13 protein-coding genes and 1 pseudogene are annotated in these 11,881 nt (G+C 71.7%); 10 read left to right on the top strand and 4 right to left on the bottom strand.

Annotated elements, in window-relative coordinates; all coding sequences use genetic code 11:
* The 3 genes from PSH25_RS09775 to PSH25_RS09785 all read left to right on the top strand — a co-directional run.
* The coding region (locus tag PSH25_RS09775) for a transposase (protein ID WP_238658714.1) at nt 1–217 on the top strand (217 nt) is incomplete at its 5' end.
* A gap of 94 nt (nt 218–311) precedes the next feature.
* Entirely contained in the window at nt 312–1,820 is a 1,509-nt protein-coding gene (locus tag PSH25_RS09780; protein WP_238658715.1) for a flavin-containing monooxygenase, read from the top strand.
* A 22-nt stretch (nt 1,821–1,842) separates the two neighbouring features.
* Nucleotides 1,843–2,754 carry an SDR family NAD(P)-dependent oxidoreductase gene (locus PSH25_RS09785; RefSeq protein WP_238658716.1) on the top strand — a complete coding sequence of 304 codons (912 nt, stop codon included), beginning with the start codon at nt 1,843–1,845 and terminating at the stop codon, nt 2,752–2,754.
* A 7-nt stretch (nt 2,755–2,761) separates the two neighbouring features.
* Here PSH25_RS09785 and PSH25_RS09790 read toward each other — a convergent pair whose 3' ends face one another.
* Nucleotides 2,762–3,943: a low temperature requirement protein A gene (locus PSH25_RS09790; protein WP_238658717.1), complete on the bottom strand. Its 1,182-nt coding sequence runs from the start codon at nt 3,941–3,943 to the stop codon at nt 2,762–2,764.
* A 23-nt stretch (nt 3,944–3,966) separates the two neighbouring features.
* Nucleotides 3,967–4,386: a hypothetical protein gene (locus PSH25_RS09795; RefSeq protein ID WP_238658718.1), complete on the bottom strand. Its 420-nt coding sequence runs from the start codon at nt 4,384–4,386 to the stop codon at nt 3,967–3,969.
* 184 nt (nt 4,387–4,570) lie between these two features.
* Here PSH25_RS09795 and PSH25_RS09800 point away from each other — a divergent pair, with 184 nt between their 5' ends.
* Together PSH25_RS09800 and PSH25_RS09805 are read left to right on the top strand one after the other, a co-directional pair.
* Nucleotides 4,571–5,659, top strand: coding sequence for an S-(hydroxymethyl)mycothiol dehydrogenase (locus PSH25_RS09800; protein ID WP_238658719.1), 1,089 nt, complete (start codon nt 4,571–4,573; stop codon nt 5,657–5,659).
* Nucleotides 5,656–6,285 (top strand): MBL fold metallo-hydrolase, encoded by a 630-nt coding sequence (locus PSH25_RS09805; protein ID WP_238658720.1) that lies wholly within the window; start codon nt 5,656–5,658, stop codon nt 6,283–6,285. The genes PSH25_RS09800 and PSH25_RS09805 overlap by 4 nt, the downstream gene beginning before the upstream one ends.
* 59 nt (nt 6,286–6,344) lie before the next feature.
* Here PSH25_RS09805 and tsaA read toward each other — a convergent pair whose 3' ends face one another.
* Nucleotides 6,345–6,773 carry a tRNA (N6-threonylcarbamoyladenosine(37)-N6)-methyltransferase TrmO gene (tsaA, locus tag PSH25_RS09810; RefSeq protein ID WP_238658721.1) on the bottom strand — a complete coding sequence of 143 codons (429 nt, stop codon included), beginning with the start codon at nt 6,771–6,773 and terminating at the stop codon, nt 6,345–6,347.
* A gap of 58 nt (nt 6,774–6,831) precedes the next feature.
* On the opposite strand from tsaA, the gene PSH25_RS09815 reads away from it, so the two are divergent.
* The 3 genes from PSH25_RS09815 to PSH25_RS09825 all read left to right on the top strand — a co-directional run bounded on the left by PSH25_RS09815 (nt 6,832) and on the right by PSH25_RS09825 (nt 8,751).
* Nucleotides 6,832–7,302 carry a VOC family protein gene (locus tag PSH25_RS09815; RefSeq protein ID WP_238658722.1) on the top strand — a complete coding sequence of 157 codons (471 nt, stop codon included), beginning with the start codon at nt 6,832–6,834 and terminating at the stop codon, nt 7,300–7,302.
* Nucleotides 7,271–7,591: a DUF3626 domain-containing protein gene (locus tag PSH25_RS09820; protein ID WP_238658723.1), complete on the top strand. Its 321-nt coding sequence runs from the start codon at nt 7,271–7,273 to the stop codon at nt 7,589–7,591. The genes PSH25_RS09815 and PSH25_RS09820 overlap by 32 nt, the downstream gene beginning before the upstream one ends.
* Before the next feature lie 446 nt (nt 7,592–8,037).
* Nucleotides 8,038–8,751 carry a hypothetical protein gene (locus PSH25_RS09825; RefSeq protein ID WP_238658724.1) on the top strand — a complete coding sequence of 238 codons (714 nt, stop codon included), beginning with the start codon at nt 8,038–8,040 and terminating at the stop codon, nt 8,749–8,751.
* Nucleotides 8,752–8,817: 66 nt separating this feature from the next.
* On the opposite strand, the gene PSH25_RS09830 is transcribed toward PSH25_RS09825, so the two are convergent.
* On the bottom strand, nt 8,818–10,188 hold the full coding sequence (locus PSH25_RS09830; RefSeq protein ID WP_238658725.1) for an alpha/beta hydrolase family protein: 1,371 nt from the start codon (nt 10,186–10,188) through the stop codon (nt 8,818–8,820).
* 191 nt (nt 10,189–10,379) lie between these two features.
* Here PSH25_RS09830 and PSH25_RS09835 point away from each other — a divergent pair, with 191 nt between their 5' ends.
* Nucleotides 10,380–10,703 (top strand): MazG-like family protein, encoded by a 324-nt coding sequence (locus PSH25_RS09835; RefSeq protein WP_238658726.1) that lies wholly within the window; start codon nt 10,380–10,382, stop codon nt 10,701–10,703.
* Between the two features lie 907 nt (nt 10,704–11,610).
* A pseudogene (locus PSH25_RS09840) lies at nt 11,611–11,881 on the top strand (hypothetical protein); the annotation flags it as partial.

The raw sequence follows: 11,881 nt of genomic DNA on the forward strand, positions 1-11,881 counted from the left end.
CCCCGAACGCGCCGACCAGCAGGCCAACCGCCGCCGACGCGGCAACCGTGGCGGACGGCCACCGGTATTCGACAAGCAGCTCTACAAACGGCGCAACGTCGTCGAACGCTGCTTCAACCGGCTCAAGCAGTGCCGCAGCGTCGCGACCCGCTACGACAAGACAGCCACGTCGTACCAGGCCACCGTCACCATCGCCGCGCTACTCCAATGGCTGTGAACCTTTGAAGACACGGCCTAGGGCTCCCGCGACAACTTTCGGCCATTCGGGTGCGGTGTTAGGGTCCGACCACCGCCCCGGATGGAGGAACGCGATGGCCTCCGACCACGTCGACGTGCTGATCATCGGCGCCGGCCTGTCCGGCGTCGGCGCCGCCTGCCACCTTCGTCGTGACTGCCCGGACAAGACGTACGCGGTGCTGGAGGCGCGCGACGCCATCGGCGGCACCTGGGACCTGTTCCGCTACCCGGGCATCCGCTCCGACTCGGACATGTTCACCCTCGGCTACTCCTTCAAGCCGTGGACCGCGCCGAAGGCCATCGCCGACGGCACGACCATCCGGGAGTACGTGCGGGAGACCGCCCGGGAGTACGACGTGCCGCGGCACATCCGCTTCCGCCACCGGGTGCTGCGGGCCGAGTGGGACAGCGACACCGCCCGCTGGACGGTGCACGCCCAGCGCACCGACACCGCCGAAACCGTGGTGCTGACCTGCTCGTTCCTCTTCGCCTGCGCCGGCTACTACCGCTACGACGAGGGTTACACCCCACCCCTGCCCGGTGTCGACGGGTACGCCGGGCGGCTGGTGCACCCGCAGCACTGGCCCGCCGACCTTGACCACACCGGCAGGCGGGTGGTGGTGATCGGCAGTGGGGCCACCGCGGTCACCCTGGTGCCGGCGATGGCGCAGCGGGCCGCGCACGTGACCATGCTCCAGCGCTCACCGACGTACGTTCTGGCGCTGCCCGCCCGCGACCGGCTGGCCGACGCGTTGCGGCGCTGGCTGCCGGCGAAGGCCGCGTATCCGGTGGTGCGCTGGAAGAACGTGCTGCTGTCCACCGTCAACTTCCAGCTCAGCCGGCGTGCGCCCGGCCTGGTAAAGCGGGTGCTGCGCCGGGCCGCGCGGGGCCGGCTCCCGGTGGGGTACGACGTCGACAGGCACTTCTCGCCCCGCTACGACCCGTGGGACCAGCGGCTCTGCGTGGCACCCGACGGTGACCTGTTCACGGCCGTGCGCGACGGCACCGCGTCGGTGGTCACCGACACCATCGACACCTTCACCGCGAACGGCGTCCGGTTGGCCTCCGGCGTGGAGGTGCCCGCCGACATCGTGGTCACCGCCACCGGGCTCAACCTGCTCGCCCTCGGTGGCCTCACGCTGCGGGTGGACGGCGTCGACGTCGACCTGCCGAGCACCGTCGCCTACAAGGGCATGATGCTCTCCGGGGTGCCGAACTTCGCGCTCACCGTCGGCTACACCAACGCGTCGTGGACGCTCAAGGCCGATCTGGTCGCCCGCTACGTCTGCCGACTGCTGCGGCACCTGGACCGCACCGGCCAGCAGGTCGTCACCCCGCTCCCACCGCCCGACGCCGGGCGGGTTCCGCTGATCGACCTGCGCTCCGGCTACGTGCTGCGCGCCGTCGACACGCTGCCCAAGCAGGGTGCGACCGCGCCGTGGCGGCTGCACCAGAACTACGCCCGGGACGTGCTGCTGATGCGGCACGGCCGGCTCACCGACGAGGGTGTGCGTTTCTCGCGCGCCGGCGAGGTGACCGCGTCCGACCGCGCCCGACGTCCCGTCGCGTCCGAGCGTCGGTAACCGCCAGCGGAGGAGCAGGATCGTGCAGAGGTTCGACTTCGACGGCGCGACCGCGGTGGTCACCGGGGCGGCCAGTGGCATCGGCGCGGCGCTGGCCCACGCGTTGGCCCGCCGAGGCAGCGATCTGGTCCTGCTGGACCGTGACGCCGAGCGGTTGGACGCGGTCACCGCCGCGATCCGCGCCGAGCACCCGGATCGTCAGCTCGCCACGTACCTCGTGGACCTCGCCGACCAGACCGCGACCGCCCAGGTGGCCGCGGAGATCGGCCAGCGGCACCCCCGCGTCCGCCTGCTGATCAACAACGCCGGCGTGGGCCTCGGCGGTCGGTTCGACCAGGTGACGTTCGACGAGTTCAGCTGGGTGATCGACGTCAACTTCCGGGCCGTGGCGCAGCTGACCCACGCGTTGCTGCCCACCCTCCGGGCCGAGCCGGGCGCGCACCTGGTCAACATCTCCAGCCTGTTCGGGCTGATCGCGCCGGCCGGGCAGACCGCGTACGCGGCGAGCAAGTTCGCCGTACGCGGCTTCACCGAGGCGCTGCGCCACGAGCTGGTCGACGACGGCATCGGGGTGACCTCGGTGCACCCCGGCGGCATCCGCACCCGGATCACCGAGAACGCCCGGATCGGCAGTGGTGTCTCCCACGACGAGTACGCGGCCGGTCGGGCGCAGTTCGAGAAGCTGCTGACCATCGCGCCGGAGCGGGCCGCCGAGGTGATCCTGCGCGGCGTCGAGCGGCGTCGGGGTCGGGTGTTGATCGGCTGGTCGGCGAAGCTGCCCGACCTGCTGGCCCGGGTCATGCCGGCCTCGTACAACCGGCTCCTGGTCACCGGCCTGAACCGGGGCGTGGTCCGCCCGGCGCCGCCCGCCTCCGGCGTTCCCGCGCAACGCCCCGCCGACACCCGCGTCGACCCGGCCCGCGAGGTGGCGTGACCGCGGCTCAGGCCGGGTCGACCACCGCCGCGCTCGGGCCTGCGTCCCGGCCGCGAAACAGTATGGTCAACACCACGAGGGCGACCAGCAACGCCGCCACCGCGTACACCGGGGCCGGGCCGAGCGGCGCGAGCAGTGCCAGCAGCGCGACGGCCGGGAAGGCCACGACCACCGTGCCGTGCTGCTGCCGGCGTACGTGCAGCACCCAGACCGTCAGCAGGAAGACGGCGACCGGGACGGCCACCGCGTACCCGGCGACCCTTCCCGAGATGTGCGCGAGGTGCCGCTCGTGGTCCACCGACACGCTCAGACCCGCGCCGACCGCGGCGACCGCCGCGAAGATCAGGTAGTGGCCGTAGCCCCACACCAGCGTGTACGGCATCCGGTCGGGCGCGTCGATGGGTCGGTCGAAATACAGCCACCAGAGGGCGAACACGATCACGGTGGCCGCCGCCGCCAGCGACCAGAGGCGACGGTCGCCGGCGTCCACTCCGGTCTGGATGGCCACCGACGTGGCCAGCACCACGTCACCGAGCACGATCAAAGTGAACAGCCCGTACCGTTCGGTGATGTGGCGCGGATGCCAGGGAGTCATGCCCGGCCGCTCGGCCACCGCCGGCACCAGCAGGTCGGCCACCACCAGCAGCAGCAACGCCGCGGTCCCCCAACCCGGCGGCAGGGCCAGCCGGAGCAGCCAGCCGAGCTGGACGACGGTGACGCCGATGGCGTACCGGCGGGCCGCCCGGCGGTGCGCCGGGTCACCGGCGGCGGCCCGGCACCACTGCACGACGAGCGCGATCCGCATGACCACGTAGCCGTACGTGATGACGCTGAAATCGCCGTCGGTGAACGCCCGAGGCACTCCGGCGGCAATGATCAACGCTCCGGCGATCTGCACCAGCGTCGCGATCCGGTACAGGTCGTCGTCGGTGTCGTAGGCCGAGGCGAACCAGGTGAAGTTCATCCACGACCACCAGATCGCGAAGAAGACCATGAGGTACCTGGTCAGCGCGTGGCCGAGCTGATCCTCGGAGACGGCGTGGTGCAGGTTGGCGGCGGCCTGCGACACGGCCACCACGAAGCACAGGTCGAAGAAGAGTTCCAGCGGCGTGGCTGCGCGGTGTGGCTCGTCGCGACGACGTGGCCGCATCGGCCGGTAGAACGGCCGCACCGACCGAGGCTGGGTCACCGCGACTCCTCAGGCCCCGCCGGTCAGCCGAGCCGACGGCCGTGGGTCAGCCCCTCCAGCACCAGGGTCAGCCCGGCACCGACCAGCCACACGTCCTTGGCCAGTCCCGCGCCCTGCTGGGTCGGGCGGATGCTGCCAGGTTCGCGCATCCCCGGCGTCTTCAGGTACAGCTGCACCAGGCCCGCGCCGAACGCGGTCAGGCCGAGCCCGACCAGGGGCGCCGGAACGAACGGCGTGATCAGCGCGGCCCCCAGGGCGATTTCCGAGTACGACAGCAGTTTGGCGAAGCGCGCCGGCCCCAGCTGACCGAGTTGGGGCATGGCGGCGACCGCCATCCCGTGCATGCCCTCCGCGGCGGCGCCCTCCAGGTTGCGCTTGCCGAGACCCGAGTTGAGGAAGTACGCGCCGATGCTGAGCCGTAGTGGCAGGTGCGCGAGTTTCATGGTCACTCCCGTTGGCCGTGGTCGAATGCGGCCCGCGTACCCCGGACCGCCCGCGATAACCCGCCGGGCCGGCTGGGCTGGCCGTGGTGGTCGCGGTAGGTTCGCCGGGGGCCAGCGCCGAGCCCGTGGCACACCCGCCCACCCCGGCACCCGGCCCTGCCGCAGACCACCAGCAGGAGGCGAAGTGAGCCAGGAAGTCCGGGGAGTCATCTCCCGCAGCAAGGGCGCGCCGGTCGAGGTCACCACCATCGTGGTGCCCGATCCCGGGCCCGGTGAGGCGATCGTCCGGATTCAGTCGTGCGGTGTCTGCCACACCGACCTGCACTACCGTGAGGGTGGCATCAACGACGACTACCCGTTCCTGCTGGGGCACGAGGCGGCGGGCATCGTGGAGCAGGTTGGCGAGGGCGTCACCGACGTCGCCCCGGGCGATTTCGTGGTGCTCAACTGGCGGGCGGTCTGCGGCGTGTGCCGCGCCTGCCGCCGGGGTCGGCCCTGGTACTGCTTCAACACCCACAACGCCACCCAGCGGATGACTCTCACCGACGGCACCGAGCTCGCCCCGGCGCTGGGCATCGGGGCGTTCGCCGAGAAGACCCTGGTGCACGCCGGGCAGTGCACGAAGGTGGACCCTGCGGCCCGTCCCGCCGCCGTGGGTCTGCTCGGGTGCGGGGTGATGGCCGGGCTGGGTGCGGCCATGAACACCGGCAACGTCAGCCGGGGCGACTCGGTCGCGGTGATCGGCTGCGGCGGCGTCGGGGACGCCGCGGTCGCCGGTGCGGCCCTCGCCGGCGCCACCACGATCGTGGCGGTGGACACCGACAGCCGCAAGCTCGACTGGGCCCGCAAGTTCGGCGCCACGCACACCGTGAACGCCTCCGAGACCGACCCGGTCGAGGCGATCCGCGCCGCCACCGGTGGCTTCGGCGCCGACGTGGTGATCGACGCGGTGGGCCGACCGGAGACGTGGAAGCAGGCGTTCTACGCCCGCGACCTCGCCGGCACGGTGGTGCTGGTCGGCGTACCGACCCCGCAGATGCGGGTCGAGCTTCCGCTGCTGGACGTGTTCGGGCGCGGCGGGGCGCTCAAGTCCAGTTGGTACGGCGACTGCCTGCCCAGCCGGGACTTCCCGATGCTCACCGAGCTGTACCTGCAGGGCCGCCTCGACCTCGACGCGTTCGTCACCGAGGAGATCGGGCTCGACCAGGTGGAGAACGCCTTCGACCGGATGCACCACGGCGACGTGCTCCGCTCGGTGGTGGTGTTCCCGTGACCGCCCGCGTCGACCACGCGGTCACCTCGGGCACGTTCTCCCTGGACGGGCAGACGTTCGACGTGGACAACAACGTCTGGGTGATCGGTGACGACCGCGAGTGCGTCATCCTGGACGCGCCGCACGACGTGGCGGCGATCCTCGCCCTGGTGGGCGACCGGCAGGTCCGGGCGATCCTGGCCACCCACGCCCACGACGATCACGTCCGGGTGGCGCCCGAGCTGGCCGAGGCCACCGGCGCGCCGGTGCTGCTGCACGCCGCCGACCGGGTCCTCTGGGACATGGTCCACCCGCACCTGCCACCCAACGGCGAGTTGCACGACGGGCAGAGCATCGAGGTGGGCGGCACCACACTGCGGGTGCTCCACACCCCCGGGCACAGCCCGGGCGCGTGCAGCTTCCACGCGCCGGAGCTGGGCGCCGTGTTCACCGGCGACACGCTCTTCGCCGGTGGTCCGGGCGCTACGGGCCGCTCGTACAGCGACTTCGACACCATCGTCCGGTCGATCCGCACCCGCCTGCTGACCCTTCCCGCGGAGACGGTCGTACACACCGGCCACGGCGACGACACGACGATCGGCACCGAGGCGCCGCACCTGCAGGAGTGGCTGGACCGCGGCCACTGACCCCTGCCGGCGGCTCGGCCGGGCCGACGTGTCGGCCCACTGGCGCGTGGTCGACGGGCTCACCGTTCGTCGGCCGCGCCCAGCACCGGTTTGACGTCCAGGATCGGGGTGCCGTCGAGGGCCTCCAGGTCGGCCACCTCGACGCGTATCCCGTCCACCGCCAGGACCCGCACCCGGTGCAACCCGATCGGGTTGGGCCGGTGCGGGGAGCGGGTGCCGAACACCCCGGTCTCCGGTCGGCTCTCGTCGCCGCGTGGGTGCACCGTCAGCACGTCGCGCCGGGCGCGGTCCAACCAGGTCAGCACCAGCAGCTCCGCGCCGATCCGCAGGTCACGCAGAGCCCGCTCGACCTGCGGGTCGAAGACCAGCCATGCCGTCGGCGCGCCCTCGTCGCCCTGCCGTGGCGCGCTCGCCGCGTCGGTCAGCGGCGAGGCCACCCGGCCGACCGGGTGCAGCAGGTACGCCTCATCGCTCAGTGCCTCGACCATCCTCGCTCCCTCCTGGACGGTCCCAACCTAGCCCGGCCGCGGCGCTAGGATCCCGCTCATGGCCGCCGACTCGCCCGCCCCCGTCGTCCGTCAGCTGCGCCTGGTGGTGGAGGCCGCCGATTATGAGGCCGCGGTCGCGTTCTTCCGCGACGCGCTGGGCCTACCGGAGGAGGCGGCGTTCAGCGGTGAGGGCGATGCCCGGGTGGTGATCCTGGACGCCGGCCGCGCCACCCTGGAGATCGCCAACCCCGCACAGAAACGCCTGATCGACGAGGTCGAGGTGGGTCGGCAGGTCGCGCCGCGCATCCGGGTGGCCTTCGAGGTGGACGACACGGAGGCGACCACCGCCCGTCTGGTGGCCGCCGGGGCGAGCGAGGTCGCGCCGCCGACGCGTACGCCGTGGCAGTCGCTCAACTCGCGCCTCGACGCCCCCGCCGGCCTACACATCACCGTCTTTCAGGAACTAGTCACGCCGGACAAGGGTGTTGGAACGGGGGATGCGGAGTCCGGACAAGACGGCGACAGCTGAGGCGGGCCACCGTCCAACGTCCGTTGTTCCCAGCGGTCCCGGTCCCAACCGGCGCTCCACCACGCCGAGGGCTCCTGCCCCCCAGTTCGGCTCCTGCCCCCCGGTTCGGCTCCTGTCCCCCGGTTCGGCTCCTGCCCCCCGGTTCGGCTCCTGTCACCTGCGGCTGCGTCCGGCGGTGCTGACCCGGGCGACCTTCTGCGCCCTCCGGCACGTCCTCGTCCGGTACGGCCAGCCGCACGGCAACCTCAACTTCACCCACCGTGCTGGCCTGGACGCTGACTCACGGTAGCGACCAAACCGCCAGCTGCCGCCCTCCCAACACCTTGCATGGCCCCTTTGCTCTGCTTACCTATAGGCACCACGTCCCGTGAACTGCGATTGGGCGCTTTCCGCCAGCGACAGAGGTCTCCGACCATGGTCGCGGAACGTAGCCGGTGCGTATAGGTAAGCAGAGCAAAGGCCAGCGTTCGGACATTGCCCTCAGGTTCCGAAAACACCCTGCGTCACGGAAACACCTCCGTCACGGCCGTCTGGCCTGATGTCGGCAGTGCCACGGTGTCCGGTTCGGTGTCGTGACCGGTACCGCACCTGGCTGACGTTCGGGCCTTTCCGGAATGCCCGACACGTGAACCCGGTTGTGTCCCCCGTACCGCCGGAGCCCAAACCCCTTTCCGCGGTCATCTCCCGAGGAGCGTTCACCCCGGAGCGCTTCGCACGATCGAAAGGGCAACCATCGTGAAGGTCGACTTCACTCGATGGCTCCCCGCCATCGCTAAGGACTCGTACCGCAAGACCGCGCTGAGCGTGGCGGGTGTGGCCGCCCTCGGCGGTCTGGCGCTCGCGCCGACCGCAGCCGCCGCCCCGGTCACCACCGGACCGCACCAGGGCGCCGTCGCCGCCATCGACCTCGCCACCGGCAAGGCCGCCACCTCGGCACACCAGGATGAACAGCCCGTCGAGTCGGGCCTGACCACCGGCTCCGCGACCGGCAAGCCGCCGGCCGGCAAGCCGAGCCGCGCCCAGCTGATCCCGCACGGCATCGAGGGCGCACAGTCGCGCGTACCGCTCGACGACGCGCAACTGGCCAACGCCCGGGCCATCGTCGACGCCGCCAAGAAGACCGGCGTCGGTGACCGGGGCGCCGTGATCGGCGTCGCCACCTCGCTGCAGGAGTCGAAGCTGTACAACCTCGGCCACCTCGGCGCGTACAACGACCACGACTCGCAGGGCCTGTTCCAGCAGCGTCCGTCGTCCGGTTGGGGCACGCCTGACCAGATCACCGACCCGGAGTACGCCGCCACGGCGTTCTTCAGCGCACTCAAGAACGTCGGCGGCTGGCAGGACCTGCCGCTGACCACCGCCGCGCAGACCGTGCAGGTCTCCGCCTTCCCGTACGCGTACGCGCAGTGGGAGGAGCAGGCGGCGGACATCGTCCAGCAACTCTGGTGACACCCGCACACGAGGCCGGCCGGCTCCCTTCGACGGGAGCCGGCCGGTTCTTCGTGTTCGCGTACCTCAGCAGGCCGGGTAGAGGCGGCGGGTGCCGACACCGGCCGCGTACGCGGCCCGGTCGCTGAACCGGCAACCGTAGTCGGGTCGGGCCACCACCGCTGGGTCGGTCACGGTGTCGCCGGCCGGGCGCTTGCCGGTGCGTACCCAGGACACCAGGTCGTCCCAGGCGGCGCTGGCCTCCGCCGGGGTGAACTCGCAGTGCTGCGTGGCCCGGATCGCCCGCTGAACCACCAGCTTGCTGCGACCGTGCCGCGCCACGTCGGTGGCGTACGCCTGCTCCATGCTGAATGGTACGAACAGGTCACCGAGACCGTGCAGGCTGAGCACCGGCGCCGTCGGGCGGCCGGCGATCTGCGGCACCTCGGTCAGCGTCGGCAGGAGCCGCTGCCACACGTTCTCCGGGGCGACCCGCTGCACTGTGGCGTTGACGTTCACCGGGCTGTTCGGGGTGTACCGGGTGAGCAGGTTGGTGGACAGCTGACCGGGCCGCTGCGCGGGGGAGTTGCCACTCCCGGTGGGCACGCTGATCGAGAAGAGGAAGTCCTTCCAGAGCGCGAACGCCGCGTCCGCCCCTGGACGTGGCCCGCCGGAACGGTTCACCGTGACCGCCCGCAGTTGCTTGCCCCGGTCGGTGGTGGTGTCCGGCCCGGTGGGGGTCAACCCGGCCAGGCCGAGCGCCACCTGGATGCGGGGCACCGCGTTGGTCAGGTAATCAGCCGGCGTGGGATAGGCCGGCACCCCGGCGAGCGCCTGCGCGACCAGGTTGTAGTCCAGGTAGAAGTCGAGCAGCGTCTGGTCACCGAGCACCCCGCACATCGGCAACGCGCCGTCGTAGAAGCCCGGGTACTGCTCCAGCGAACGACCGATGACGTACCCACCCATCGACACCCCTGCGACGTAGGTGTGCTGCGGCCGGCGGACCGTCCGACCGAAGTGGTCGGCGAGGTCCTTCGTCCCGAGCACCCCCGAGCGGATGTCGAAGCCGTTGCGGTCGTACGAGGACGACGCCCAGGCGTACCCCTGCTCCAGGAGACGCTGGCGCAGCCCGAAAGCCGGCGGTTCCGGCGAGAGCACCGTGCCCTGGCCGCGGTAGCCGTGCGCCCACAACACCAGGTCGCCGTTCCACCGGGCGGGGACCTCGATGATGTACCCGGCGTGGCGGTGCACGCCCTGCCGTACCGTCGTCGGCTTGTCGCCCACGACCAGCGGGGCCAACGGCGGATTCTCGATGGTGTAGCCGGGCAGCGGCTCGCCGCCCTGCGCGTCACGGCCGGTGGCGCCGGCCGGCGCGGCACCGGCCAGGCCGACCGCGAGGGTCAGCGTCGCGGTGGCCGCGAGCAGCCGGCGGACGGTACGAACGGGTGTGGACAGCATCGATGCTCCCCATCGGACGGATGTCGCCCGGGGGCGACCAGCGGGACGGTTGCCTACCGGCCGGTAGCGTCCCTGAACCTAGAACCGCCGTCGACCAGTGTCAATGGGTACGCTGATCGGCCAGTCAAGCAGGACTGTCCAGCCGTACCCGGTAGTTCGGGCCGGTGGGCCGATCGGGTTGACTGGTCGCCGTGGACGAGTCGATCTGGGAGGCGGCCCGTGCGTCGCGCAGCTGGCTGGACGCGGCGAACGGCACCGGGCAGACCGAACTGACCTGTCGCATCCTCAAACTCACCGAGGAGGCGGGGGAGGCGTCGGCCGCCTGGATCGGCCTGCTCGGGCAGAATCCGCGCAAAGGTGTCACCCACACCCGCGAGGACGTCGCGGCGGAGTTGGCCGACGTCGCCTTCACCGCGCTGGTAGCCATCGAAAGCCTGGGCCTGGACGCGCAAACGGCCCTGGACGCCTGCGCTGCAAAGGTGCGCTCCCGCCTGACGGACCAACAACGTCCCTAGCGTCCGGTCGCGCCCATTCACCCTCCGCGCGCTCGCGCGCCCGTTGCCTGCGCGCCCGCCGCCCGTTGCCTGCGCGCCCGCCGCCCGCCGCCCGCCTCCCGCCGCCTGCGCGCCCGCCGCCCGCCGCCCGCGCGCCCGCCGCCCGCTGCCCGCTGCCCGCGCGCCCGCCGCCTGTGGGTTGTCGTCCGCCGCCCACCGCTGCTAGCCGTCAGGGGCATGTGGGCGATATGTGAGTTCTGCCCTGTCTTAGGCGTTCTACCCAGGCCGTCGGATCCGTGATCAACTCGGTTTCCTTGATGTCGTGGTGTCCGCCCGTTCCGAATGCCCCGACATCAAGGAAGCCGAGTGGATCATGCTGGCGCGGGCGGTCTGGGTGCCGTAGCCATCCGACCGTCCGGCCGGCCTGCCCGGTTTGCGCGAATTCGGTGTGGCGGGCCGCACTCGTGGGCCGGAATCGTGGCCGGGCCGGGGTCGTTACATACCCTGACGATCGCAGCACCACCGACCGGCCACCCGACCCTCACGGGTCTGGGATGCGGCTCCCGCACGTTGGAATGCCAGCCTCGGCCGGTGGTTACAGTCCCCACGAACGGCCGACCAGGCACCGCCTCGCTGAGAGCGCGGTAGGTGGGCCACCCCCGGAATGACCCCGGCCCTCGGGCCGTTGCAGTCCTGACGAACGACCGCAGGCGCCGCCTCGACGAGGGTGCCGACGGATGGGCCGCCCCCCGGAATGACCCCCGGCCCCCGGTCGTTACACCTGGACCCGGCGCCACGAGCCCCGCTCGCAGGCCGCCGACCTTAAAGACTTCCCCCTTGTATGTGCAGCGCCGGACGAGGTGCTCACACCCCGCCGCCGCCCCCCTTTTGGCGGTTGGGTGTCCTACCCCCGAAGGAGCTACCCCTCATGAACACGATCTTCCGTAAGAGCATGCTGTCCGTTGCTGGTCTCGCGTTCGCCGGTGGTGTCTTCGCCGGCCCGATCGCCGCCCACGCCAACCCGGCCGTGGATGGCAAGCCCGCCGCGGTGGCCGTGCAGACGGCGGCGCCGAAGCCGCAGGGCGACCAGTCCCACATCACCCTGAATGACGAGCAGACCGCCAACGCCAAGGCGATCATCGCCGCCACGAAGAAGGTCGGCCTGCCCGAGCGGGCGGCGGTGATCTCGATCGCGACGA

The organism is Micromonospora foliorum (genome assembly GCF_022229015.1).
Lineage (GTDB): Bacteria > Actinomycetota > Actinomycetes > Mycobacteriales > Micromonosporaceae > Micromonospora > Micromonospora foliorum.

Coding starts and splice junctions, on each gene's coding strand:
- PSH25_RS09780 (WP_238658715.1), top strand. CDS start 312: ATGGCCTCCGACCACGTCGACGTGCTGATCATCGGCGCCGGCCTGTCC.
- PSH25_RS09795 (WP_238658718.1), bottom strand. CDS start 4,386: ATGAAACTCGCGCACCTGCCACTACGGCTCAGCATCGGCGCGTACTTC.
- tsaA (WP_238658721.1), bottom strand. CDS start 6,773: ATGGTCGAGGCACTGAGCGATGAGGCGTACCTGCTGCACCCGGTCGGC.
- PSH25_RS09815 (WP_238658722.1), top strand. CDS start 6,832: ATGGCCGCCGACTCGCCCGCCCCCGTCGTCCGTCAGCTGCGCCTGGTG.
- PSH25_RS09820 (WP_238658723.1), top strand. CDS start 7,271: ATGCGGAGTCCGGACAAGACGGCGACAGCTGAGGCGGGCCACCGTCCA.
- PSH25_RS09830 (WP_238658725.1), bottom strand. CDS start 10,188: ATGCTGTCCACACCCGTTCGTACCGTCCGCCGGCTGCTCGCGGCCACC.